This window comes from Thermotomaculum hydrothermale (assembly GCF_016592575.1).
Classification (GTDB): Bacteria; Acidobacteriota; Holophagae; order Thermotomaculales; family Thermotomaculaceae; genus Thermotomaculum; species Thermotomaculum hydrothermale.
Map to the genome: position 1 here is coordinate 769585 of NZ_AP017470.1, position 24486 is coordinate 794070.

General features: G+C 34.1%; 25 protein-coding genes. All 25 read left to right on the plus strand.

What is annotated here, in order from left to right:
- Positions 1–26 precede the first annotated feature (26 nt).
- The 25 genes from miaB to TTHT_RS03635 all read left to right on the plus strand — a co-directional run bounded on the left by miaB (position 27) and on the right by TTHT_RS03635 (position 24480).
- A complete protein-coding gene (gene miaB, locus TTHT_RS03515) occupies positions 27–1334 on the plus strand; it encodes a tRNA (N6-isopentenyl adenosine(37)-C2)-methylthiotransferase MiaB (protein ID WP_201328656.1) in 1308 nt (435 codons plus the stop codon).
- A 78-nt stretch (positions 1335–1412) separates the two neighbouring features.
- Complete coding sequence (locus TTHT_RS03520; protein ID WP_201328657.1) at positions 1413–1805, plus strand: bifunctional nuclease family protein; 393 nt, start codon at positions 1413–1415, stop codon at positions 1803–1805.
- A 12-nt stretch (positions 1806–1817) separates the two neighbouring features.
- Positions 1818–2882: a 3-dehydroquinate synthase gene (gene aroB / locus TTHT_RS03525; protein WP_201328658.1), complete on the plus strand. Its 1065-nt coding sequence runs from the start codon at positions 1818–1820 to the stop codon at positions 2880–2882.
- Entirely contained in the window at positions 2845–3492 is a 648-nt protein-coding gene (locus TTHT_RS03530; RefSeq protein WP_201328659.1) for a type I 3-dehydroquinate dehydratase, read from the plus strand. Before aroB ends, TTHT_RS03530 begins: the two co-directional genes overlap by 38 nt.
- Positions 3489–4757 carry a shikimate kinase gene (locus tag TTHT_RS03535; RefSeq protein ID WP_201328660.1) on the plus strand — a complete coding sequence of 423 codons (1269 nt, stop codon included), beginning with the start codon at positions 3489–3491 and terminating at the stop codon, positions 4755–4757. Before TTHT_RS03530 ends, TTHT_RS03535 begins: the two co-directional genes overlap by 4 nt.
- 144 nt (positions 4758–4901) lie before the next feature.
- Complete coding sequence (locus tag TTHT_RS03540; RefSeq protein ID WP_201328661.1) at positions 4902–5240, plus strand: c-type cytochrome; 339 nt, start codon at positions 4902–4904, stop codon at positions 5238–5240.
- A 69-nt stretch (positions 5241–5309) separates the two neighbouring features.
- Positions 5310–7172 carry a DUF3373 family protein gene (locus TTHT_RS03545; RefSeq protein ID WP_201328662.1) on the plus strand — a complete coding sequence of 621 codons (1863 nt, stop codon included), beginning with the start codon at positions 5310–5312 and terminating at the stop codon, positions 7170–7172.
- A 20-nt stretch (positions 7173–7192) separates the two neighbouring features.
- On the plus strand, positions 7193–8641 hold the full coding sequence (locus TTHT_RS03550) for a hypothetical protein (protein WP_201328663.1): 1449 nt from the start codon (positions 7193–7195) through the stop codon (positions 8639–8641).
- 317 nt (positions 8642–8958) lie between these two features.
- Entirely contained in the window at positions 8959–9162 is a 204-nt protein-coding gene (locus TTHT_RS03555; RefSeq protein ID WP_201328664.1) for a hypothetical protein, read from the plus strand.
- A gap of 24 nt (positions 9163–9186) precedes the next feature.
- A complete protein-coding gene (locus TTHT_RS03560; RefSeq protein ID WP_201328665.1) occupies positions 9187–9426 on the plus strand; it encodes a Flp family type IVb pilin in 240 nt (79 codons plus the stop codon).
- Between the two features lie 25 nt (positions 9427–9451).
- The gene (locus TTHT_RS03565; protein ID WP_201328666.1) at positions 9452–10003 is read left to right on the plus strand and encodes an A24 family peptidase; all 552 of its coding nucleotides are present in this window, start codon (positions 9452–9454) and stop codon (positions 10001–10003) included.
- An 8-nt stretch (positions 10004–10011) separates the two neighbouring features.
- A complete protein-coding gene (locus TTHT_RS03570; protein ID WP_201328667.1) occupies positions 10012–11169 on the plus strand; it encodes a TadE/TadG family type IV pilus assembly protein in 1158 nt (385 codons plus the stop codon).
- Positions 11170–11176: 7 nt separating this feature from the next.
- Positions 11177–12568, plus strand: coding sequence for a TadE/TadG family type IV pilus assembly protein (locus TTHT_RS03575; protein ID WP_201328668.1), 1392 nt, complete (start codon positions 11177–11179; stop codon positions 12566–12568).
- An 11-nt stretch (positions 12569–12579) separates the two neighbouring features.
- On the plus strand, positions 12580–13116 hold the full coding sequence (locus TTHT_RS03580; RefSeq protein WP_201328669.1) for a hypothetical protein: 537 nt from the start codon (positions 12580–12582) through the stop codon (positions 13114–13116).
- A gap of 16 nt (positions 13117–13132) precedes the next feature.
- Positions 13133–13657 carry a TadE family protein gene (locus TTHT_RS03585; protein WP_201328670.1) on the plus strand — a complete coding sequence of 175 codons (525 nt, stop codon included), beginning with the start codon at positions 13133–13135 and terminating at the stop codon, positions 13655–13657.
- Complete coding sequence (locus TTHT_RS03590) at positions 13658–14590, plus strand: hypothetical protein (RefSeq protein ID WP_201328671.1); 933 nt, start codon at positions 13658–13660, stop codon at positions 14588–14590. It begins immediately after the preceding gene.
- 18 nt (positions 14591–14608) lie between these two features.
- Positions 14609–15412 carry a Flp pilus assembly protein CpaB gene (cpaB, locus tag TTHT_RS03595; RefSeq protein ID WP_201328672.1) on the plus strand — a complete coding sequence of 268 codons (804 nt, stop codon included), beginning with the start codon at positions 14609–14611 and terminating at the stop codon, positions 15410–15412.
- Between the two features lie 11 nt (positions 15413–15423).
- Entirely contained in the window at positions 15424–16641 is a 1218-nt protein-coding gene (locus TTHT_RS03600) for a type II and III secretion system protein family protein (protein WP_201328673.1), read from the plus strand.
- The gene (locus TTHT_RS03605) at positions 16638–18317 is read left to right on the plus strand and encodes an ATPase, T2SS/T4P/T4SS family (protein ID WP_201328674.1); all 1680 of its coding nucleotides are present in this window, start codon (positions 16638–16640) and stop codon (positions 18315–18317) included. The genes TTHT_RS03600 and TTHT_RS03605 overlap by 4 nt, the downstream gene beginning before the upstream one ends.
- A 3-nt stretch (positions 18318–18320) precedes the next feature.
- Positions 18321–19181 (plus strand): type II secretion system F family protein, encoded by an 861-nt coding sequence (locus tag TTHT_RS03610; RefSeq protein WP_201328675.1) that lies wholly within the window; start codon positions 18321–18323, stop codon positions 19179–19181.
- A gap of 11 nt (positions 19182–19192) precedes the next feature.
- Positions 19193–20116, plus strand: a complete 924-nt coding sequence (locus TTHT_RS03615; RefSeq protein WP_201328676.1) for a type II secretion system F family protein — start codon at positions 19193–19195, stop codon at positions 20114–20116.
- Positions 20117–20485, plus strand: a complete 369-nt coding sequence (locus TTHT_RS03620; protein ID WP_201328677.1) for a DUF192 domain-containing protein — start codon at positions 20117–20119, stop codon at positions 20483–20485.
- Between the two features lie 34 nt (positions 20486–20519).
- Positions 20520–21455, plus strand: a complete 936-nt coding sequence (locus TTHT_RS03625) for an FHA domain-containing protein (RefSeq protein ID WP_201328678.1) — start codon at positions 20520–20522, stop codon at positions 21453–21455.
- Entirely contained in the window at positions 21452–23479 is a 2028-nt protein-coding gene (locus TTHT_RS03630; RefSeq protein ID WP_201328679.1) for an FHA domain-containing protein, read from the plus strand. Before TTHT_RS03625 ends, TTHT_RS03630 begins: the two co-directional genes overlap by 4 nt.
- On the plus strand, positions 23467–24480 hold the full coding sequence (locus tag TTHT_RS03635; protein ID WP_201328680.1) for a tetratricopeptide repeat protein: 1014 nt from the start codon (positions 23467–23469) through the stop codon (positions 24478–24480). The genes TTHT_RS03630 and TTHT_RS03635 overlap by 13 nt, the downstream gene beginning before the upstream one ends.
- The last annotated feature ends 6 nt before the right edge of the window (positions 24481–24486 follow it).

A 24486-nucleotide genomic window follows, 5' to 3' on the forward strand; every position in this document is an offset into this window, starting at 1 on the left:
CTCGAAAGTAAACTAAAGGAGCGTTTATGCCTAAGTTTAAAATAGAAACCTGGGGTTGCCAGATGAATGAATACGATAGTCAGAAAATGGCTGGTATTCTAAAAGCATACGGGTATGAGGAAACACAAAGTGATGAAGATGCTGACATCTTTGTGTTAAATACATGTAGTGTAAGGGAAAAGGCTGCCCATAAAATCTTTACAAGAGTTGGGGTAATTAGAAAAAATTATGGCAAAGATAAAATTGTTGGAGTTACCGGTTGTGTGGCATCTCATGAAGCTGAAGATTTGTTTAAAAAAATTCCCAATTTAAACTTTGTTTTAGGTACAAGAAGTGTTCATTTAATAGCAAAAGCTGTTGATAATGCACTGAAGGGTAAAAGGTTCTGTGATGTTTCAGATCATCCTGAAAGCCTTGAAATTAGTCCAGAACTTGTTGATAGGGAAAAAAAGGTTAAAGCCTATGTTTCAATAATAGAAGGTTGTGATAATTTTTGTACATACTGTGTTGTCCCCTACACAAGGGGCAGGGAGAGGTCAAGGCCTTTGCAGGATATTGTAGAAGAAATTAAGGTTGCTATAAAAGAATACGGTATAAGGGAAGTTGAATTATTGGGGCAGAATGTTAATTCATACAGTTATCAGGGGAAAACATTCAAAGATGTATTAATTGAGGTTGATAAAATTAAAGAGTTAAAAAGGATAAGATTTTTAACCTCTCATCCCAAAGACTTTAATGAAGAGCTGGTAAAGGTGATTGCATCCTCTGAAAAGATTTGCAAGTATATTCACCTTCCAATGCAATCAGGCTCTAATAAGGTTTTGAAACTTATGGGGAGGAAGTATACAAGAGAGGAGTACCTGGAAAAAATTGATATGCTTCGTTCATATATCCCTGATGTGGTTATTTCTTCTGATTTTATAGTTGCATTTCCCGGGGAGGATGAAGAAGATTTCCTTCTAACAATGGATGCAATTTACAGGGTGCAGTATGACAATATCTTTTCTTTTAAGTACTCTCCAAGGCCTAAAACAGCTGCTTTAAGACTAAAATATCCTCTTATCCCAAAAGAGATTGCGGATAAAAGGCTTTTTGTACTTCAAAAGTATCAGGAAAAGGTACAGGAAATTAAGCACAAGAATATGGAAGGAAAAGTATATGAAGTGCTTGTTGAAAGTGTTTCAAAGCGAGATAAAACCAAACTCACAGGAAGAACAGAAGGGAATCATGTTGTAAACTTTGAGGCTGGAAGGGGAGAAGATTTAATAGGGAAATTTGTAAAGGTTAAAATTATATCTTCAACCTTTACGAGCCTTAAAGGAATGCTTGTATAACCTGAATCTTTCTTTGACTTTTTAAGAATTTTTCTTATATTTTATATGACAAAATATTAACTTTTCAGAGAGGATGCCATGTTTGTTGAAGCGGAATTAAAAGAATTGATAGACCATCCTTTAATTGATTCTCCCGTCCTTGTTTTAAAAGAAAAAACAGGGCAAAGGTATTTATCTATGAAGATAGGGCTTATAGAAGCAAACACAATTGCAAATGAGATTGAAGGAATAATTCCTCCAAGGCCAATGCCTCATGATTTAATTTGTGATTTAATTAAAAGATTAGAGGCTGAGTTAAAAGGTGTTTATATTAAAGAAAATCAGGATTCTATTTACTTTGCGGAGATCAAAATTGAAAAAAACAAGCAGTTTATAGCAATAGATTCAAGGCCTTCCGATGCAATTACAATAGCAATAAAGTATAAAAAACCTATTTATGTAAATGAAAAACTTTTGAAAATTGGCGAATAACTGGAAAACTTAATGAGAATAAAATTAAAATCCCATAGTGAGAGTGAATCACTTATTTTTTCTTTACCTTTTACTGAAATCAAAGATTATTTATATAATCTGGAAATAAATGGGAAAAGTGTATTTTTTATTGTTGATAAATCCCTTTTAGCGTTTAAGCAATATAGAAAATTTTTAGAAAACAAAAGGTTTTTTTTGTTTAATGCAACAGAAGATAACAAAAGCCTTGAAAGCTTTTTTAAAATACACAACTTTTTATTACAAAACAAGGCAGATAGAAAAAGTTTAGTTGTTGGGGTGGGGGGAGGAATTACCCTTGATATTACTGGTTTTGCAGCAACAACCTTTATGAGAGGAGTCAAGTTTGGGTTTATTCCCACAACCTTGCTTGCAATGGTTGATGCGTCAATAGGCGGGAAAAATGGAGTTAATTTTAAAGGCTTTAAAAATTACATAGGCACTTTTAACCATCCCTCTTTTGTTTTAATTTCCCCTGAATTTCTGAAAACTTTACCACAAAAAGAGTTTAATGTTGGTTTAGCTGAGATAATAAAATACGGCGCTATTTATAAGCCAGAATTACTTGATTTTTTAGTTTCAAATAATGAGGCTATTAAATCAAAAACTCTCGATGCTTTAAGTTACTTAATTGATGAATCTGTCAAATCAAAGGTTGAAATTGTTGAAAAGGACTTTAAAGAATCAGGTTTGCGAAAAATTTTAAACTTTGGGCATACTTTGGGACATGCACTTGAAAGGCTAAAGAAAGTTAGTCACGGTGAAGGGGTTGCTGCTGGAATGGTTTTTGCCTCATATCTTTCTTTCAAAAAAGGGTATTTAAGAGAGAAGGAATTTAAAAGAATTGTTGAGATTATAAAGTTATACGGATTACCTGATTATATTAAGGATGTAAATCTAAAAGATATTTTAGAAGGGATTGCAGGTGATAAAAAAAAGGATGGCGAAAAAATTGATTTCATCCTTTTAAAAGGTTTTGGTAAGCCAGTTATTGAAGCTATGGACTTATTGGAGATTGAAAATGGACTTCAAGATTTGCGTAAGTATTACAGAATCTAATATTGATAAAGTTAAAAAAATACTAAAACAATTTAATTTCTGCGAATTAAGGCTTGATTTAATTAAACCGGAAATTAGCCAGATTGAAGAATTGTTGGCAGTTAACAGAAATGTAATTGTTACCTGCAGGGAGAATCAGGAAATAGACAGAGTATCCTACTTAAAAGAAGCAATTAAATTTCAACCAGAGTACATTGACATAGAGTTTGAAACAGAGGAATCAGTGAAAAAGGAATTGATTAATCTATGTGAGAGATTTGGCGTTAAAAGAATCCACTCATACCACAACTTTAATGAAACACCTGATTATGTTTTTTTAAAAAACATTGCCGAGAAAGAATTTGAGAGATTTTCGCCATCTCTAATTAAAATTGCAACCTATGTTAAAAAAGAAAGTGATAATATTACGCTACTCTCTTTACTTTCCCTTGACATACCTTTAATTGTTCTTGGGATGGGGGATTATGGAAAAAAAACAAGGTTATTTGCCCCTCTTTTTGGGTCTAAAATAACCTTTGCATGTGTAAATAACAAGCCTTCAGCACCGGGGCAGATTGATTATTACAAAATGAAAGAATTTTACAATATTCTGGAGAATTACTCTCTATGAAGCGCTTTGCAGTAATAGGAAAGCCTGTTGCCCACAGCAAAAGCCCTCAAATGTTTAACAGATTTTTTAGAAACAAAGGTATTGACGCTGTTTACACAAGGATAGCATCTAAAAATCTTAAAGATGCACTTAAAACCTGTCGTTTATTAAATATTGATGGGATTAATGCAACAATGCCTTTCAAAAAAGAGTTGTTGGAAACAGTTGATTTTGCAAGTGATGAAGCAAAAGGTGTGGATGGCGTTAATACTGTTGTTTTTGGAAATCAGCTGAAAGGGCACAATACTGATATTTACGGTGCTTTAATGCCTTTAAAAAAACGATTAAAGAGTTTAAAAGATAAAAAAATACTCATTATAGGAGCTGGCGGTGCGGCAAGGGCTGCCCTTTATGCTTATAAAAAAGAGAATGCAATATGTTATTTATCAAATAGAACTTACGAAAAGGGCAGGGAGCAGGCGAAAAAGTTTGGGGCTTATGTTGTTCTCTTTGAAAAAATAAATTCAATCTTGAGAGAGATTGATATAATTTGCTATACCATTCCAGTAAAGATAGATTTAGACATATCTCAGATTAAACCCTCTGCTATTTTTTTTACTGCGATTTACAATCAGCACTTTTTTAAAGAAGAATGTAAGAAAAAGGGGATTATTTATATTCCCGGTGAAGAGTGGCTAATTGAACAGGGAAAAGTAGCATGTTCATTATTTGGGTTTGATTGTAAAAATGGCTTTCCTGATAGTATTCTTGATAAAGCTAAGCCTAAAAACAGAATTGCGCTGATAGGCTTTATGGGAAGTGGGAAGAGCACTGCCGGGAAATTACTTGCCAAAAAATTAGATTATCAATTTATTGATTTAGATAAGAGCATTGAAAAAGGAGAAGGGAAAGGTATCCCAGAAATTTTCAATAATTTTGGAGAAAGTTATTTTAGAAATCTTGAATACAGGTATTTATCTGAATTAAAAGATAAAAACAGAATAGTTTTAGCTACAGGTGGGGGAATAGTTGAAAGCCAGTATTGTTTTGATATGTTGAAAGATTATTTTTTTAATATTTTTCTCTGCGGTAATCCAGAAGATTTTTTTAGAAGAACAGAAAATTCAAGCAGGCCTTTGAGAAAAGGCAGTAATTTTTTTATCAATCTTTATAGAAAAAGAAAAGATAAATATCTCATGCTCTCAGATTTGATTCTCAATAGTTCGATATATACACCAGAAGAAATATCCGACATTATTTATTACGAATTTTGTAAAGTATTATAAACAAAAAATTGATAAATTTTCACAAACTTTTTTGTTTTTTTAATTTGAATATTAGAAAAATATGATATTATAATTTTCGGTGGTGCGAATGGTCTAATTTGTATAAACAAATCCCAAAAATAAATTTGAGTTTCGGAGGAAATAATGAAAAAGTTAGTAATTTTAGCTTGTGCGATTTTTCTGGTTTCATCTTTAAGTGTACTTGCCCTTGACAGAAAAAAGGGTGATATTAAACATGGAAAACAGATTTTTAAAGAACAGTGCAAAGCCTGCCACAATGGGAAAAAGGCCAAGAAATTAACCCCTGCTCATAAAACAAGGGCTCAGTGGAAAAGGTATCTTAAAGATAATGGTAAGAAATTGTTTAGAAAACACAACAAAGCAAATGTTAAATTAAATTTAAACGAAAAAGATATTAATGATCTCTGGTCTTTTTGCTACGTTGGAGCTTTAGATTCAGAAAAGCCACAAACCTGCGATTAATAGTAAAACTTTGATAAGGGGGGCTTAATTAGCCCCCTTTCCCATTTAATTATTTTAGGGAGGTTTTTTATGTTCAGGAAGGCTTTATTTGTTCTGATTATGTGCGTTTTTTCACTTTATGGCTTTAAATCTTTTGCACAGAACACATTAACCAAGGAACAGCTTAAAAAGAAAATTCAGGAGTTACAGGAGCAGCTTGAAGAATTGCAGGATGATATGGATGATTTGTCAGACAGGGTTGATAAAAACGAGCAGCATACTGTAATGGATAAAATTAATTTTTCTTATGAGTTGAGATCAAGGGCTGATTCTATCCATTATTCAGATATGAGAATAATGCCTGATTGGGCTAGCGCAATGCTCCAGCTCTGGGCATTTAACAGGCTTGCTGTTCCAGCAAATCAGATTGGTGGCACACTCTATGGAGAAGGTTCTGGCTATACCTTTAACCCAGCTTTTGCTCAGAGTTATGGACAGATTTTACAGGGAATGATGAGTGCAATGGTGCAAATGGGTTTTGTTTCAGCAAATGGGTTTGTTGATATGAATGGAAACGGTCAGTTTGACCAGTACGATATGCCATCTATTGCGGTAAATTCATTGGGAGTACCTTATTTTTCCGACAAGTTTGGAGCAAACGACCTTGCTCTTTACCAAATGATGTTTAACGGTATTGCACCTGCCATTGACAATAAAGACAATTCAGTTATGTACTCAACAAGGTTAAGAATTAACATGGCTTCACAGATTAATGAAAATTTAAAGTTTATGGGCAGACTTGCTATGTATAAAACCTGGGGTGATGGCGCTGATATGAAATTCTACAATGGTCAGATGACCTCAATGTTAATGGATGGTTTTGATGCTTCTGTTCCAACAGATGATAAGTTGAGGGTTGAAAGGGCATTCTTTACCTATTCAGGAGATAACTGGCATTTTTCTGTTGGAAGAAGGCCTTCAACTGATGGTTTGCCAATGGAGTACAAAAATTACTCTGTTGTTGGCGGTTCACCTATTGCCACAATTATCAACTGGCAGTTTGATGGATTATCTTTAGGGTTTAACCTTGAAGATAAATTAGGTATTCCTGGTTTTACATTTAAATTCTGTTATGGTGTTGGTTTTGAATCAGGATGGGGAAATTCCTATTCAGTATATCCAAACCCTGACATAAAGGATGTTCATCTTGCTGGATTTATCTCAAACCTTTATAGAACAGATAAAATCAGGGTTACTTTAAGTTATGCGCACGCTTTTGATGTTACTGATGGATTTACAGGCACAGTTGTAATGCCTTTTACCGTAAACGGTGTGGATATTAATAATGATGGAAAGTTTGATGAATACTATCTTGCTGCAAATTCAGGTGGCTATGTTTCAAGGCTTCAGCCTTCAAACAATATAGGAGATGTTGACCTTGTAACACTTCTTGTTGAAGGCAAATACAAAAATTTTCAATATTTCTTTTCTTATTCTATAAGCAGTGCAAATCCAGATGGTTCTTCAATGAATCCTATGATGGTGTTCTGGGGTAAAGACGCATTACTTAACGATAACGGTGGTCAGGAAAAACATAGTGGAAACGCTGTTTGGGCAGGTTTAATCTATGATTTTGAAAACGGTTCAAGAGTAGGTATTGAGTACAACCACGGTTCAAAATACTGGTTCAACTTTACAGGTGCTGAAGACAATATAGTTGGTAGCAAAGCTGCTGTAAGAGGTGATGTCTACGAGATTTATTACATCTATCCTTTCTTCGGTCAGAAATTTTTCTTAACAACTGGTTATCAGCACTACGATTATGAATATACAGGAAGCGGAACACCTTTAGGTGCACCTAAAAAGATTGAAGATGTAACAGCTTTTGACACTTTAATGCCTGTTTTTGACAAAATAGACAATATTTATTTGTCTCTTACTGTTAGATATTAAACTTTTTGTTGGGAGGGGAAATGAAAGAATGGTTTAAGTGGGTTAAGTTTTTCTCTTTACTTGTTGTGCTTATAGCACTTACCGTAAATCTTGCGGTTGCTCAGGATGACGATGATGATGAAGATATGAATCCCCCTCATTACTATTACATTCAAAAGTATGAGGGAACCAAAACCTGTTTGAAATGCCATATGAAAGAGGCGCAGGATGTTTTCCATTCATTGCATTATCAGTGGAAAACAGAAGCAAGAGCGGAAGATTTAATTGGTATAGAGCCAGGAACAAAAGTCGGGAAATTGGTTGACAATAATGATTTTTGTACAAACCCGTCTGCTCCCTGGATTGATAGGTACTTAAATAAAGATGGTAAATTAATTGTAGATGGTTGCTCAAAGTGCCATGTTGGATTTGGGAAAAAACCATCAGAAAAAATGACTGAAAAGGAACTTGAAAATATTGATTGTTTAATGTGCCACGCTCCAGGTTATTCAAGGAAAGTGGTTAAAGGTAAAGATGGTCAATTACACTGGATTCCTGATATGTCAGATGATTTGCTTACCTTAAGGGCAAAGAATGTTAGAAAACCGACTGCTGCAATGTGCTTAAAGTGCCATGCCGGTTCCGGTGGTGGAGCAAACTTTAAAAGAGGCGACATTGAAATGGCTCACTATGAAGCTGATGAAGATTTAGACGTTCACTTTGCAAACGATATGTCTTGTATTGACTGCCACACAACTAAAAACCACAGAATTGCAGGCAGGGGAGTTGACCTTGCAGCAAGGGATTTACCTGGGGTTAAAGTTGCATGCGAAAACTGCCACGATGAAGAACCACATGACAGTGATGTGTTGAACAGACACACTAAAACAGTTTACTGCACAACATGCCATATTCCTGATTATGCAAGGTATGATGCAACGGATGTTGAAAGAGATTGGTCAAGGAACGAACTTGAACCTAATGGAAAGCACGGTGAACATACTGTTTTGAAAAAGCATGTAAGGCCTGTATATATGTGGTGGAATGGAAAAACAGTTGCGCAAGACCCGCACAAACCGGCTATCGCTGTGAATGGTTATGTGAAGATTATGTATCCTGATGGTTCAATTAATGACCCAAATGCAAAGATCTATGCGATGAAAAGGCATGTTGCTAACATGCCTATTTTGAAAAAGGAAAGGTTGATACTTCCTATTAATGTAAACACAGTTTTCAAAACAGGTGATGTTAACAAAGCAATTATTGAAGGTGCTAAAGCTTATTTTGGTAAAGATATAACTGCAAATGATTATGAATGGATAAAGGTTGAAAGATACATGGGGCTTTTCCATGAAGTCGTGCCTGGTGATAAGGCTCTTAAATGCCAGGATTGCCATGGTAAGAACGGTAGGATGGATTGGAAAGCATTAGGCTACAAGGGAGATCCAAGAAAGTTTGGAGGAAGGTTCTCAAAAAAGAGAACTAAATAAAAAAAGCACCACCAATTTTTTAAAGGCGGGGAGTAATCCCCGCTTTTTTTAACATAAATTTAGAGATAAAGTTAATAATTAATAGTAAAGCTATTCCCCATTTTCAGAGAAAAATTTAAAAATAAGATTTTGTATCCAGATTTTATATTTTTAAGCTACTTTACACTATTTAAAAGTAATTTATACCCTAACTCCCTCTACTTTAAACCTTATTCATCTTTAACCCTCTTTTTTGTGATTTGTAGCACTTGACTTTTAAGATTTTAAGGTTTACTTTATTAGTAACAATAAAACATTCTAAAAATGGCGAGGGTGTTATGATATTGCGGGATAAAAAACGGAAATTTTTTAGAAAAGATAAAGAAGTTTTTAAAAATGAAGATGCTCAAACATACACCGAATACGCTATGCTTTTAGTTCTTATTATGGTGCCTATTTTCTGGATTTTGAAGGCATTTATATATGCGGTTAACTTTAATTTCAACATAATCAGTTTTTTTGTGCAATTGCCTTTTCCTTAATTGATAAATCTTTAGGAGGTGTTTATGTTCAGGCTTTTGGGTTTAACAGAATTGGTTAAGGGGTTTGATTTAAAATCCCTTGCAAAAAGGTTTCACGAAGATGAAACAGGTCAGGGTATGACAGAGTACATTATCATTATTGTACTTGTGGCTATTTTAGTGTTGTTTGTTGTAAAGGCTTTTGGTGGAAAAATTAAAGGGCTGTTCAAGAAATCAACCGAAACATTAGGCAGCGAAACAGAAGGCGCATTCCAGGGTTCATAATAACTTTTTTGGATAAGATTTTAGTATGATTTTTTTTAGGGATATCCTTTTATATGTTGTTATAGCAGTTTGTGCTATTACCGATGTAATGTACGGCAAAATTTTTAATAAAGTTACATATCCTGCCATATTGCTTGGATTGATTATTAACCTTTTTTTAGGAAAAGATAATTTTCAATCCTCAGTAATCGGGCTTCTTGTTGCTTTTATCCTTTTCCTTATTGTTTTTATGATCGGAGGATTGGGGGGAGGCGATGTAAAGTTAATGGCTGCTATAGGGGCAATAAAAGGATATCCCTTTGTTTTGTATGCAGCTTTCTATTCTGCCCTTGTTGGCGGATTAATGTCTATTGCAATAATGATATGGAAGGGTAAGTTTTTAAGGGGAATGAGAAATATTTTTAGAGTAATTTTCTCTTATATCTTTTCTTTTATTTTTCCAGGCGTTAAACCGCTTTCTTTAAGCCCAGAGGAAAGTGAGAAAATCCCATTTGGATTTGCTATCTGTTTAGGAACATTATGGGCTGTTTTAGAGTTTATGTTTAATGTGTCTATTTTTGATTATATAAAAATTTAGGAGTTTTTATGCTAAACGGCAAGAAGGGTTCATCTATTGGAGAGTACATGATAGTTTTGCTTCTTGTTGCCGTTGTTGCAATTATTGGAACTTATGCATACCAGAAATTTTTTGTAAAAAAATCATTTGATACTGCAATTGAATCGCTTGAGACAGGAGATGATGTATCAAGTGAATTAATGGAAGAAAACACTTCAAAGATTGATAAAGTTAAGTTAGCCGCTCCTGTATTTCTTGCAATTTTTACTTTTCTAATATTTCTAATGATAATTTTTTCTACAATTAGTGCCGCAAAAAAATCCAAAAGAAAACTAAAAGACTTGGGGGATGATGAAGACGGGCAGGCTTTAACTGAATTTATTTTAATTTTTCCTCTCCAGTTGTTTATTACTCTTTGCATAATGCAATTAAGCCTTATTTATACTGCAAGATTAGTGGTAAATTACGCAGCATTTAACGCTGCAAGGGCAGCTATAGTGGTTATACCGCAAAGTATGGAAGATGAGATTGCTGGACATATTAACCTTCCTTCAAATGAAGAAAATAACGAAAACGAAAGTTCTGGAAATAATTCGGATGATACCAAAAAGCAAAAATATAAATTAATTAAAAAAGCAGCAGCATTGTCATTAATGCCTATTTGCCATGGTTCAAAAGCATTTTTAAAGGATTTCAAAATTACGCTTTTTGGAGGAACAACAGTAAGTGGGATGGATATTGTTGAAACATTACAAATTGATGAGATAATAACGCTTTTAGGAAAATTTATAGGCTTTATAGGGGATGTTTTTGGAGTTAATGACCTTGACAAGTACACTGAGGCTGTAAGTTACAGGTTTATGTATGCCTCATTGTTTACTGATATAAATATACTTGATGAAAATCTGGATCAAATTTATGACGAAAAAGAATATTCAAGAAGTGATTTAGTTGTGGTTAAGGTTAAGTTTCCATATTATCTTGTAATTCCAATTGCAAATAAATTTATGGGGAAAAAATTCAATAAAGAGTTGTTTGATGATTTAGGATTAAGTAGTTCAACCCAGGAGTATCTTGGATACCTTGATAATCAATATTTTTCAGTTTTAAAGATAGATTGCAGCGGTTATGTTTATCCAATAACCGCTGAGTGTGCAATGCATGTTGAAATGAAAGCAAAGCATTGAGGTTAGTATGATTGCTAAATTAAGAGGATTACACAAAAACGAAAGCGGCCAATCAATTGTTTTTTCAGCAATTACTTTTCTGTTTTTAGCAATGTTTGTTTTTATGGTTTTAAATGTAGGAGATGTTACAAGTAAAAAGATGAGGCTTACCAACAATGCAGACGCTATTGCCGTCTCCGGTGCAACCTGGATGTGCAGGGGCTATAACCTTACGGCGATGTTAAATATAACTCAAACTCAGGTTCTTGCAATAATAATGCTTATGAAATCTTTTAAAAGAGCCAATAAAATTGCGAAAGCATTGTTACAGGCACAAAAAGCAGTTGCTGAAATTTTAAAGGACATACCGTATACTGCTGCAATTGGAGCTGTACTATACGCAATAACTGTTCCACAGCAATACCTTATTAAATACGTTGGGGAAAAGGTTTATGAGCAGGTTCTTGCTGATAATTTAGAAGATAATGGTAATGGTGTCTTATGGGATATTGAGGATTTTCTTGTAGATGCTGAAGAGATTGAAGTAAAGGTTATTCCAGTGATTGCTCAGGTGGAAGCTGTTAAAACAGGGCTTGCTAATGGTGCCACGATAGGTTTTTTGTATCCTTTAATACCTGATGTAGATTTAAAATTGCCATTTATTGATGACGATGACAGGAAATTTGAGTCATTGTGTAAGCCTGTTGCACATCATTTTAATGCTATTTCAAGGGCTGTTGACACTAAAATTGCGAAAATTGGGGAAATCGGGATGGAAGGGCAAAAAAATATAGAACATATGCCAACCACAAGTTTTTTAGCTTCAGATAAAGTATCGGATATTCTGGGTTCTATTATGGATATTTTAACTTTTGGTGACTTTGGCCCTGCACCTTTAGAATACTTTAAAGCTTATCTGTTTTATCCGTTATTAAGGGCTGTACCTCCATTTATAGGAGCTGTTTACGATGGGGTGGTAAGAGCAACATATGAATCAATGTGTGAGGGGAAACCTGGTAAATACAGCTATAAAAAAACTACCTCTAATTGCAATGAAATTAAAAACAATGCAGATAAATTGACAAAACTCACCTATATAAAAAATGGTGGGATAACAATTAGGTCGGGGGTTGATTCGTTAGATGAAATTCTTACAAAAGAATCCTGTAATTGTGGAGACCCTGCTCCCTGTAGGGTATTATCAACATATAAAGATATTAATGGCAATGATACTCAGGATTGTGGTTATTTTGCAGGTAAAGTATCTGGCAAGGATGCATGGCTGGAAAACGAAGCAACTTCTGCTACTTTAGAGGGAGATGATGCTAAATTTTTCTTTAAAAATATTATGGGGAAAAAATGTGACAAAAAGAAAAAAGTAAGGTTTGGGTTAATCCTGAAACCTATGGTTTCACTGTAGAAAATGAACCTATGTTAGGGAGCAATGTTAGGGCATACAAAATTATAGAAATTAAAATTGTTTCTGCTGAATATGAAACGACTGAGGAGATTTCTCCTGAAGAATCATGGGGTAATAGAGGAGGAAGTGGGGGTAGTGGAGGAGATAGCGATAAACCAAAGCCTTATCTATTGAAACGAGACAAAGAAAATGGGAAAGAGTACTGGGAAAATCACAAAGATTACGTTGGTATAGCCTATGTTTTACCTCAAAAGAACATTGTAAATATTAAAGCTGGTTTGAAAAATCCAAATCCAGTTGGAATGGTTTACTTTTCTCAGGCAGAAATTTATGTTCCAGATGGGGTAGAACCTCATTTATTTAATCAGTGCTGGCAGGTAAGGCTTGTAAGATTTACCAAATTAAGTGAATTAGCTAAAAAACTTGATTCTTCTGGTGTTAATCAGGCTCTTTCATTAGGTGGAGGGAAATCAGGCAGCACAAATAAGTTTATGAAACTCTTTAATGCGATAAAGGAGATGTTTAGTGGTGACATATTCATTCACTGATGAAAAAGGTCAGTCTATGACTGAATTTGTAATGGTAATACCAGTGTATCTAATTATGATATTCGGGGTAATCTTTTTTGTTAAAGCCTTTTTTATAAAACAACAAACCATTTCAGCAGCTCGATATGTAACAATTGCAAAAGGAGAATTTAAAGAAAAAGATGAAGATATTAAGGAAAACCTTGGAAAGATTTTTTTCAATAGAGTTGATAAAGATAAAGTTACATTTGAGAAGGTAAATAGCTCAGAGGCTCTTGATACTGTTTTTAGTGGACATGGGGGAGACACTAACGAGGTTTTAGGATTTTTCTTGAAGGTATTGGACAAGATAAGTAGTACAAAAGGGTATAAAGTTTCATATGAAATAGAGGTGAAAGGCAAATTTACTCAAAAAATTATTGGAAATAAGAAGAAAGTTACAATAAGCACAACCTATTATATAGACAAAAATACGTGGAGTCACAAAGATGTTGGGAGTTTTCTTAATTTTCTATGGGATTTAATAAAAGAACTTGGTGGCGCAATAGGAGATTTATTTTAAATGGTTAAACTATTAAGGTTAATTCTTATTATTACAATCGGAATTGGGCTTTTATGGGTAGGCAATAGATTTCATGTAACTGTACAGGATAGTAAAGCCGATGTTTTTGATTTTTTTTACGGAGGAACAAAATCTATCCCAGATTTTATGGAAGGAGCAAATTATTCTCCAAAAGGCAAGACAATTGCTAATGGAGTGCCTTTTACTTACTCAGTTGAGGTAGTGAATGCCTCAATAGATGATGTTATAGATTACTATAAAAATCTTTATAATCCACACTTTTTAAGAATGTTTACTGATGAACAACTTGAAAGGGCAGGTGTTCAGCAGGGGGATGACGCTTTCAAAGCAATCAGGTTTTATGAAACAATTTTTGCTAAACTTGCCCCTCCTGTACTTGAATTTAAGGGAGAAACAATGGGAATGCTTGGAATACTTGATATGGGAGACAACACAAAGCTTTTTATAGATAAAAAAGCAGGCGAAAAAATAGTTCCTAAAGTAGTAATGGCTTTTAAAGAAAATCCAGAGTCTGAAAAAACAGTAGTTGTAAAGTACTGGACTGATAAAGTTTTCAGTTTTAAAAACTTTGTCCCAGAGGGAAATGAAGATTTACCTGGGTTTGACCTTGATGATGTTGACAGGCATCCTTATTCGCAAAGACTTCTTTCTATTGCCCAAAAAGATAATTATGCAAGCAGCAAGCTTGTTGCATACAGGGTTGATGACAATATTGACTCAGTAATAATTTATTACCTGTCTGATTTAAGGGGAAATGAATGGGAAATTCCTGAAACTGTTGTTAAAGCCCTTGATAAAGCAAAAGAAAAAAGGTTTATATACGCAAGGAAGGGAAATAAAAGTCTATATATTACTTTTTGCGTTGATAGGTTAAATTACACAAGCGTTGTAATGGTTGAAAAATACGAATAAAACACTTTAGGAGGGTTTATGGATAAGAAAAAGGCTATGATTTTTGCAATTATTGTGGCTGTTATCGGCGTAATTCTTGTTCAACTGTATATAATGGGCGAGAAAAAGAAGTATACCGATGAAACTAAACTTGTTAAAGTTATAGTTGCCAAAAAGAATATTGCTGCAGGCACTCCAATTGAAAGGTCTATGCTTACCGTTAAAAAGTATTTCAGGGAATTTGTTCCTAAAGACGCTGTTTCTGTTAGAGATGTTACAAGAATATTAGGCGTTCCTCCTAAAGTTGATATAAAAAAAGGCGAGCCGATTTTAGCATCTCATTTCCGTGAAGGTGGTGTTGCTGGATTATCAACAAAGTTTCTATCAGGAGCAATATTGCCTGGTGAAAGGGCAATTACTGTTAGAGTTGATGAGGAAAGCGGTGTGGCAGGATTGATTCGGCCTGGTGATTATGTTGATATTTTAGGTACTTTCACCAAGATTGGGGGGGGAGTTGCCAGCCAGACAGTAACAATTCTGCAGAGTGTTCCGGTTCTTGCAATTGGAAGTCAGGTTGGTACCACTTTAAATAAGAAAAATGTAAGAACAGGCAGGAGTTACAGAACAATTACATTGTCAGTAACACCTGAAGAAGCAGAATTAATTGAATTTGCAAGGAGAAAAACAAAACTTGTTTTTGTTTTGCGTAATCCAGAAGACACTAAAACAAAAGAGGATATTAAAAAAGTTAGTTTTTCAAGTATTTTTAGTGGCGACACTTTAAAGCAATTGCAGAAAAAAAGAAATCAGATGAACAAAAAGAGAATTGAAATTTTAAAATAAGGGGGGAATAAATGAAAAGAAAAATTTTTCTAATATTTGCACTGTTTCTTTTGTGCTTTAGTTTAATGGCGCAGGAATTCACTCTTGTAATGGGTAAACAGAAGGTAATTCCTGCAGAGGGAGTGAAATCAGTTTCATCAGGAAATCCGAGGATTGTGAGAATTGTTATTCCCAAAGACCAGTCAAAGATTATTTTAAAGGCTGTTGGGGCAGGCACAACAACAGTTACATTAATTAAACAGGATGGAAGTACAGAGGAATTAACAGTAAATGTAATTGCACATGACCCTCAAAAGATTAAAAGAGAAGTTGAGCAGCTTCTTGCAGGAGTGGAAGGAATTGAAATTAAAACGGTTGGAGACAAGGTAATAATTGACGGTGAAATACTAACAGAAAAGGATAATAAGAGAATTGACAAAGTAATGAAGCTGTATGGAGACCAGGTTGTCAAATTTGCAGAGTTTAACAGGGCATATTTACCTAAAGAAGACAATATAATGGTTGAATTTAATTTTTGTGAAGTAAATACAAACAAAATGGGGAATTACGGGATTAACTGGAATCAGGCGATTAAGCCACTATCTGTTGAATATGCTAAAAACTTTGGAACAGGGGATGTGGTAAAAAGCACCATTGGTATTGTTTCAAACTTTGGCCAGGCATTAAATATTATGGTAGGGAATGGAGATGCAAAGGTTTATGACACACACAGGGTTATTACTGTATCAGGGCAGCCGGCTGAATACTTTGTAGGTGGTGAATTTGGAACGAGAAATATTACCCAGGATACAAGTTCTGTTGTGTGGAAAAAGTACGGCACCCAATTTAAAGTAACTCCCGAGATTGATTCATTAAATAATATGAGGATTAAAATTGATTCTGAAATTTCCGAATTAAGCGGCACAATGGTTGACGGTATCCCCGCTTTAAATACAAGAAAAATAAATACTGTTGTCAGGATAAAAGAGGGACAAACCATTGCATTAGGTGGTTTTATTAAAAGGATCAAGAGTCAGGATATTCAAAAAGTACCTGGTCTTGGAAGCATTCCCGTCTTAGGTGCTCTTTTCAGGTCAAAACAATACCAGAACGGGGTGACAGATGGCGTTATCTTTATTACCGCAAAAAGAATATCTGCTGAAGATCAGGATATGAAGCAGATGATAGATAAGCCTATTAAAGAGTTTCACAAAGAAAAGAAAAAGTGGTGGCAGAGGGATAAGAAATGAAACTAACCGTTGTTTTTAAAGACGGTTCAAAAAAAGAGTTTGAAAATTTACCTGAAAAATTCATTATTGGAAGAGAACCACCTGCCCATGTGGTTCTACCTTCCCCTGTTGTTTCAAGGAAGCATTGTACTGTTGAAATTGAAAATGGTAAAGTTTTTGTGACTGACACAAGTTCAAATGGGATTTTTATAGGTCAGAATAGGCTGGAAAGAGGCAAAAAAATTGAGCTTCCTTTAAATAATCCTGTAATTATTGGTGAATTTGGATTGATTTTTACCACTGATGAAGAAAAAGGCGGGACTCAACAAAAACTTTCTGAGCCTGAAATTAAGAAACAACGGGTTGAGGTAAAGTCTCACCATAAAAAAGAACCAAAAGCAGGGAAAAAGTTAACTCCTGAGCAGTTAGATGCTTTATCTGGTATTAGGGATAAAATCCATAAAAGATTGCTGGAGTTGTTAGATTTAAGGTGGGTTGATTTTACCTCTAAGCCTGACGAAGAATTAAAAAACCTTGTAAACAAAAAACTTGATTTAATTTTAGATCAGATGAGAGGGGACATCCCGGCATGGGTTGACCTTACAACTTTGAAAAAAGAAATGTTAGACGAGGTTGTGGGGTTAGGGCCTTTAGAAGATTTTTTGAGAGATGACGATGTTAGCGAGATAATGGTAATTCACAAAGATTTAATTTATGTTGAAAAAAAGGGTAAAATAGTTGAAACTGACAAAAGGTTTTCTTCAGATGCTGCTTTAATGGCAATTATTGAAAGGATTGTTGCCCCAATTGGAAAGAGAATTGACGAATCCCAACCCCTTGTTGATGCAAGGTTAAAGGATGGTTCAAGGGTTAATGCAATCATACCTCCGCTTGCTTTAAAAGGACCCTGTCTTACAATTAGAAAGTTTGGGAAGAAAAACCTAACTATTGAAGACCTGGTTAGATTTGGGACATTGAATAAACCTATGGCAACTTTCCTTGAACTTTGTGTAAAGGGAAGAAAAAATATCATTATCTCCGGTGGAACAGGTTCAGGTAAAACAACCTTATTGAATGTTTTATCTTCTTTTATTCCACCAAATGAGAGGATTGTAACAATTGAGGATGCTGCTGAGTTGAGGCTTCCTCAGAAACATGTTGTTTCTCTTGAATCAAAACCGCCCAATGTTGAGGGAAAAGGAGAAATCACCATAAGAGACTTAGTTAAAAATGCTTTGAGAATGAGGCCTGACAGAATAATTGTTGGAGAATGCAGAGGAGGGGAAGCACTTGATATGCTTCAGGCAATGAATACAGGGCATGCAGGCTCAATGACAACAGGCCACGCAAACTCTCCTGACGATATATTGAGAAGACTTGAGACAATGGTTTTAATGTCAGGAATGGAATTGCCAATAAGGGCAATAAGAGACCAGATTGCTTCCGCAATTGATATTATTGTCCAGCAACAGAGGCTGTCTGACGGTTCAAGAAAAATTACGAGCATTACAGAGGTTTTAGGGGTTGATGATGATTACAACATTGTTACTGAAGAGGTATTTAGATTTGAACAGGCAGGTATAGACAGCGAAGGCAAGGTGATAGGAAAGCATACAGCAACCGGCTATTTACCTTCCTTCCTTGCAGATTTCAAGGCAAGGGGCATACCAGTCCCGGAAGATTTATTCAGGGTGTGAGCCATGATGGATACAATAATTTTCTGGTTGTCTAATTTATTGATATTTGCTGGCTTTGCAATGTTTGGCTATTCAATTTATGAAGCAGTGTTGTTAGGATATAAAAAATACAAAGAAGGTTATATAAAGAAAGTAGGGAATGAGTTAAACAAAAATTTTATGGCCTATTCTCCTGAAAGGTTTTATAAAAACACTATTCTTGCAGCAGTTGGAATGGCAATTGTTGGTTATCTATTGTTTGATAGTGTTCTATTTTTGATTCTTTTTGGCGCAATAGGGTATTTCTTGCCCAAAATGTTTTTGTATATGACTGCAAGGAAGAGGGCGGAGAAGTTAGAAGTGCAACTGGTTGACGCTTTGTATGTACTGTCAAATTCAGTATCCGCAGGGCTTACCCTTCCACAGGCATGTGAGGTTGTGAGTAAGCAGCTTGTTCCTCCTGTTTCCCAGGAGTTTGGTTTGCTTGTAAATGAAATAAGGCTTGGTGTCCCATTTGATAAGGCTCTTGAAAATATGGCAGAAAGACTTCGTTCAAATAATTTTGATTTGCTTGTTACCGCTATTTTAATATCAAGGCAAACAGGTGGAAACATTGCCGAGATTTTTAAAAAATTAGCTGAATCCATTAAAGAGATAATGAGATTGGAAGCTAAAGTAAAAGCATTAACCGCGCAGGGAAGAATGCAGGCGGTTGTTTTAGGGGGGATGCCTTTTGCTCTCGCTTTTGTTTTAGCGTCCATTTCTCCTGATTTGATGCAACCTCTGTTTAATACTCCTCAAGGGACTGTGATTTTGTTTGTGGCAGCACTTTTCTGGTTGTTAGGTATTTACTTCCTGAGAAAAGTTATAAACATAGATATTTAAGGCAGGTGGTTATGAATCCGCAAATTTACTTTATTCTGGCAACAGTTTTTCTGTTTATTGCAATATTTTTGTTATTCTACTATTTTTTGCCTACTGAGGCAGAAGTTGAGGAGTTTAGAAAACAATTACCTACCGGACATCTTGAAAATAAAAAAATGAGAACATTTGAGGAAAGTCCAGTAATGAAAGCCCTTTATCCAGTAATTATTGCGTTTGCTGCCAGGGCTAAAAAGATGAATATCCCTCAAAAGTATATTGATTTACTTGAAAGAAGGATTGCGGCAGCCGGTTATCCCTATGGCTTTACTTCTTATGAATACATAGGCTATGCAACGACAATAGGGTTTATTGTGACTGTTTTAGCTGCATTTTTTACCTATTCAATGTTTGGTAGCATAAATTTTATTTTTTTAATTATTGCCTTTGTTTTTGGCAATGTTTTCCCTTACTTTTTCCTTGCCAATCAAGCTGACGAGAGAAAAATAAAAATTTATAAAGATATTCCATATAAGTTAGATTTACTTTCAATGGCTGTAGAGGCTGGGCTTGATTTTCTCTCTGCGGTTAAAAGAATGGTGGAAAAGGATTCAACAAAAAGTCCTTTGGTTGAGGAGTTTTTCCAGTTTTTACAGGAAGTTAGAATGGGAAAAACTAAACAGGAAGCATTGCTGGATTTGGCAAAAAGGGCTGATGTTGAAGCATTAAACAGCATTGTTACAGCTATAATACAGGCGGAAAAAATGGGGACTCCTGTTGCTCAAGTTTTAAGAATTCAGGCAGAAAGTTTGAGAATTTCAAGAAGCCAGAAGGCTGAAAAAGCGGCTGGAGAGGCATCTGTAAAGATTATGTTTCCACTTGTCTTTATTCTTATTTCGACAGTTTTAATTCTTTTCGGTGGTATTATAGTTAAATGGGTGAGAGGAGAGTTATTCTAATTGCCTGTTTCTTTTAATAGTTTGAATCTTAATTTAATTAAAAAAGTAAAACTGATTTATTCAGACAGTACTTACTCTATAAAAACTCTTATTGTCTGTAATACCTTTTTTTCAAGGCTAAAGGGAATGCTTTTCTCAAAAGAGAACCATAAAAATGCCTATCTTATTATTCCATGCAATTCAATTCACACATTTTTTATGGGTTATTCTATTGATGTTGTTTTTTTGAATAAATCAGGGGATATTGTTTCTCAATTCAATGTTGATCCGTTCAAAACAAAATCTGAAAAGGAGGCTTTTGCAGTTTTGGAAGGGACAAGATTATTAAAATCTAACAATAATATTGTCCAGGTTGTATTTTTGTGTTAAATTATACTTTAAGAAAGCATTCAAAGGAAATTATATGGAAATTAAATTAAGTGTTTATTATGGCGATATTAAAAAAGCTTCTTTGAATTTTTCAAAGAAGGAAATAACTGTTGGCAGGGCTTTGGACTGTGATGTTATAATAAATGACCCATCTGTTTCCTCAAAACACTTTATTATTTTGAACGAAAAGAATAACCTGAAAGTTAAAGATTTAGGGAGTATAAACGGAACCTTTGTGAATGGAGAACAGGTTATTGACGAAAAAGAAGTTTTTCCTGGTGATAAAATCACCTTTTGCGGATATACAATTGAGGTTAGTTTTGAAGGAGAAGGAAGAGTTGTAGATGGCAAAGAAGAGAAAGTAGGCAATAAGACAGTTGTTATTGAGAGAGAAGACTTTCTATCAGACTTGAAAAAAGCGGCAAAAAAGGAAGATAAAAAAAAGTGGATACTGGTAGGCTCTCTAATAGGTGTGTTTTTTATTCTATTGATTACACTTTTATTGCTCCCTTCATCAGAGAAAAAAACAAAAACCTCTCCAATTACAGTTGATGTGATTGACACCTATTTCCTTCAACTGGAAAAACACATTGATAAAACAATTGCAGACAAAAAATCTATTGAAAATGCAAAAAGGTTTTATGAATTAGGTCAGGAAAAATTAAAATTAAAAAATCTGAATAAAGAAGCATTATACAGCGCCCTTGTTTATTTCTTAAAAGCAAAAAAGAGTGTAGAGGGAATAAATCCTAAACCGCCTATATGGGATAAGATTATTCCTGCTATAAATTCTACAAAAACTGAATTAAAATTGACATTAAAGAAGTTGTTTAAAGATGCATGGTTGCTGGAATCTGATGGAAACAAAGAGGGTGCAAGAGATGTTTATCTTGCAATAATGCAGACAATTCCAGATGAGAGTTCACGAATTTATATTACTGCTTTAAGGAGGTATAACTTACTGAAATGAAGGTAATATTTAAACCTCTTTCAAAAGAGGTAGAGAATGCTTTTACTATTAATTGTAGAAAAAATCCCAGGTTAACCATAGGCAGGAAAGACACAAACGATATAGTTTTGCCCTTTAGAAATGTATCGTCGTTCCATGCAATAGTGGAATGTGTTGACGAAGTAATTTATGTGGAAGACTTAAACAGTACAAACGGGACATTTGTAAATGATAATAGGATTACCGGTCGAGTATCGGTAGCTGATAAAGACAGAGTAAGATTTGCAACATATGAGTTTTTAATTGAAGTTGAGAAGGAAGAAGAAAAACAGTCTGTTGAGACAGATGAAGCTTCAAACGGTACAGTTTTAATGGATGCTTCAAAAGTTCAGGAAATTCAGGAAATTATTGAGGAAGAAAGCAAAGATGATAATAATGTTGCAAATAAAGAGAAAGGGACAGAGACTGTTCTCTACGGAGTCAAGGGGCTTGTGCAATATGGTAGGCTTGTGCTTCTTGATGAAAACAGAAATTTTTTAGAAGAGTTTGAATTAAAAGAGAGTGAAATTTCAATTGGCAGAGATAGTATAAACAATATTTCAATTGACCATCCATCTATCTCAAGGGTACACTGTTTTATTAATAGAAAAGATGATTATTATGAAGTTGTTGACAACGATAGCACTAATGGAGTATTTATCAACGATAAAAAAGTAAAAAAGGCAATTTTAAAAAACGGAGATATTTTAAAATTAGGGGATAAAGAATTTGTTTTTATTGCCCCAGGAGAATTATTTTCTCCGTCTTTTCTAAAAGACAAAAAAGAAAAAAAATCTTTTAATTTTGATAGAAAGAAAGTGTATATAACAATTTTTGCAGTGTTTTTTGTGTTGATTGTTATCCTTGCTTTGCTTCCGTCTGGAGAAAAGAGGGTAAAAAGAAATACTAAAATATCAGTTAAAGAATTGAAGCTTGATGTAATAAACTCTTTCAAGAACGAGGATTGGGACAATGTTGTTTATTTGATTGAAAATTTTAATTTAAAAGGTTTTGAAAATGAGTATAGTAAGGCTAAATTTGAGATAGAAAATAGGAAAAAATATTTAAAACTTGTTGATTTGATAAGCGATAATAATTTTCAAGAAGCAGAAAAACTTTTGAGCACAATTGATGAAAAATCAGTTTATTATCAAAAAGGGCAATCATTGTTAACTGAAAAGAAGGGCGAATTTATTTCAAATAAACTTGAAGAGATTGATTCTCTTATTGACAGTGATAAAATTGTTGAAGCATATAACAAAATTATAAAATTGAAAACAAAGTTCCCGGAAAATGAAAAGATTTCTCTTCTTGCACAGGAGTTAGAGAAAAAATATAAGACTTACCAGAAAAGAAAAAAAGCAAGACAAAAGTACTTTGCTTTGAGAAGAAAGGTAAATTCTCAAGCAAACTCTTTGGTTGAAAAAGCTAAGGAGCTTTATCTTAACGGTAATATTGTTGATTCAATCGCAAAGTTAATTGATGCAAGGCAGTTATACATTGCTAAAAACCTGACAGTACCTTCAAAAATCGATAGACTTAAAGAAAATTTGTCAAAGGTAAGAACCCTTTACTTAAAAGGAAAAAAACAGGTAATGCAGGGGAATACAGAAGCAGCTGCTAATAACTTTGAAAAATTGTTTGAAATCTCCAAAAAATATTTATGGGGTGAAGATGGAAAAATTGAAAATGAATGCAAAAAACTGCTAAAAGATTACTATGTAAGTAAGGCAAATTCATTTTATAAAGTTAATAATTATACAAAGGCTCTGGATTATGCCAATAGAGTGCTTGATATTTCTCCGTCAGATAGGTCTATGCAGGCATTGAAAAGAGATATTTTAAGAAAGGCAAAAAGTCTTTACAATAAAGGTTATATAGAACAAACTCAATACAATAACTGCAAAGCAGCTTTATATTATTTCAGGCAGGTTGTAGAAATACTGCCTTCTTCAGACCCGATTTATAAAAAAGCAATGAAGAGGATTAAAGAATGCGAAAAATAGTGGTTGCTTTTTGTCTTGTATTTACAATGAACATTTTTGCAGGCTTTAGTTTAAGTGACCTTGGAAGCGCTAAAAAGTATTTTAAAAAAGCGGAACAATTGTTTAATGCAGGTAATTATCAGCAGGCAATTCCTAATTATTTAAAGTATTTATCAAAAAAGAAAAACCAGAAAGACGAAAAAGCTCTTTATCATATAAGTATTTGTTATATGGAAACAGGTAACCCTCAATCAGGTTTTTCTTTTATAAAACAACTTTATCAATTAAAAGGCACTGAGTTAAAATATGCAGTACTTTATGCAGAGTATCTTGTTCAATTAAATAAATTACAGGATGCTATTAATGTGTATAAGGGGGTAATTGCTATTTATCCTGACGATTATTTAAGTTATGTAAGGTTAGGAGAGTTGCTTGTTAATAACGGGCAATTAAAAGAAGCAAGAAAAATGTGGAATAAGGCAATAACATTAAAAGACAGGCCGACTGAAGCTTATGCTTTGCTTTCAGAAAGTTATCTAAATGTTGAGAAAAACAAATTGCTTGCATATTACTATGCCAGAAAACTTTATGAAATAGCCCCTGATGAAAAAAAACCGGGAATTAAATCAATGTTAAACAGTATAGCAGGAGACTTTAAAGATGATTTTGAAAATTATTATTTATTAAGAACCTGTAAAGAAAAGGCTAAGTTAGAAGTTCAAAAAGGTGATTATTTATCAGCATTTTCGACTTTATCCAGGTGTGAAGATCTGGAAAATATTGACGAAGAATATCTTTTAATGTTTGCAGATATAGCAAAGAAGCTCAAAAAGTGGGACAAAGCGCTGGAGCTTTATAAAAAATGCCTTGCATTAGGTTTTGAAAGTGGACAAACTTATCTTGAACTTGCAAAGTGCTATTTAAAAACAGGGAATTTGGCACTTGCGAAGGTTAACTTAAAAATGGCAATGAACTATAAGGATACAAAGGAAGAGGCTTTAAAACTTTTAAATTCAATATAGGAGGTT

What these genes read in the sequence shown, in the direction of transcription:
- TTHT_RS03605 (WP_201328674.1), top strand. Translation starts at nt 16,638, where the DNA reads ATGAAACTAACCGTTGTTTTTAAAGACGGTTCAAAAAAAGAGTTTGAA.
- aroB (WP_201328658.1), top strand. Translation starts at nt 1,818, where the DNA reads ATGAGAATAAAATTAAAATCCCATAGTGAGAGTGAATCACTTATTTTT.
- TTHT_RS03585 (WP_201328670.1), top strand. Translation starts at nt 13,133, where the DNA reads ATGACTGAATTTGTAATGGTAATACCAGTGTATCTAATTATGATATTC.
- TTHT_RS03590 (WP_201328671.1), top strand. Translation starts at nt 13,658, where the DNA reads ATGGTTAAACTATTAAGGTTAATTCTTATTATTACAATCGGAATTGGG.
- TTHT_RS03530 (WP_201328659.1), top strand. Translation starts at nt 2,845, where the DNA reads ATGGACTTCAAGATTTGCGTAAGTATTACAGAATCTAATATTGATAAA.
- TTHT_RS03575 (WP_201328668.1), top strand. Translation starts at nt 11,177, where the DNA reads ATGATTGCTAAATTAAGAGGATTACACAAAAACGAAAGCGGCCAATCA.
- TTHT_RS03560 (WP_201328665.1), top strand. Translation starts at nt 9,187, where the DNA reads ATGTTCAGGCTTTTGGGTTTAACAGAATTGGTTAAGGGGTTTGATTTA.
- TTHT_RS03600 (WP_201328673.1), top strand. Translation starts at nt 15,424, where the DNA reads ATGAAAAGAAAAATTTTTCTAATATTTGCACTGTTTCTTTTGTGCTTT.
- TTHT_RS03535 (WP_201328660.1), top strand. Translation starts at nt 3,489, where the DNA reads ATGAAGCGCTTTGCAGTAATAGGAAAGCCTGTTGCCCACAGCAAAAGC.
- TTHT_RS03610 (WP_201328675.1), top strand. Translation starts at nt 18,321, where the DNA reads ATGATGGATACAATAATTTTCTGGTTGTCTAATTTATTGATATTTGCT.
- TTHT_RS03635 (WP_201328680.1), top strand. Translation starts at nt 23,467, where the DNA reads ATGCGAAAAATAGTGGTTGCTTTTTGTCTTGTATTTACAATGAACATT.
- TTHT_RS03545 (WP_201328662.1), top strand. Translation starts at nt 5,310, where the DNA reads ATGTTCAGGAAGGCTTTATTTGTTCTGATTATGTGCGTTTTTTCACTT.
- TTHT_RS03540 (WP_201328661.1), top strand. Translation starts at nt 4,902, where the DNA reads ATGAAAAAGTTAGTAATTTTAGCTTGTGCGATTTTTCTGGTTTCATCT.
- TTHT_RS03565 (WP_201328666.1), top strand. Translation starts at nt 9,452, where the DNA reads ATGATTTTTTTTAGGGATATCCTTTTATATGTTGTTATAGCAGTTTGT.
- cpaB (WP_201328672.1), top strand. Translation starts at nt 14,609, where the DNA reads ATGGATAAGAAAAAGGCTATGATTTTTGCAATTATTGTGGCTGTTATC.
- TTHT_RS03520 (WP_201328657.1), top strand. Translation starts at nt 1,413, where the DNA reads ATGTTTGTTGAAGCGGAATTAAAAGAATTGATAGACCATCCTTTAATT.
- TTHT_RS03550 (WP_201328663.1), top strand. Translation starts at nt 7,193, where the DNA reads ATGAAAGAATGGTTTAAGTGGGTTAAGTTTTTCTCTTTACTTGTTGTG.
- TTHT_RS03570 (WP_201328667.1), top strand. Translation starts at nt 10,012, where the DNA reads ATGCTAAACGGCAAGAAGGGTTCATCTATTGGAGAGTACATGATAGTT.
- TTHT_RS03625 (WP_201328678.1), top strand. Translation starts at nt 20,520, where the DNA reads ATGGAAATTAAATTAAGTGTTTATTATGGCGATATTAAAAAAGCTTCT.
- TTHT_RS03555 (WP_201328664.1), top strand. Translation starts at nt 8,959, where the DNA reads ATGATATTGCGGGATAAAAAACGGAAATTTTTTAGAAAAGATAAAGAA.
- TTHT_RS03615 (WP_201328676.1), top strand. Translation starts at nt 19,193, where the DNA reads ATGAATCCGCAAATTTACTTTATTCTGGCAACAGTTTTTCTGTTTATT.
- miaB (WP_201328656.1), top strand. Translation starts at nt 27, where the DNA reads ATGCCTAAGTTTAAAATAGAAACCTGGGGTTGCCAGATGAATGAATAC.
- TTHT_RS03580 (WP_201328669.1), top strand. Translation starts at nt 12,580, where the DNA reads ATGTTAGGGAGCAATGTTAGGGCATACAAAATTATAGAAATTAAAATT.
- TTHT_RS03630 (WP_201328679.1), top strand. Translation starts at nt 21,452, where the DNA reads ATGAAGGTAATATTTAAACCTCTTTCAAAAGAGGTAGAGAATGCTTTT.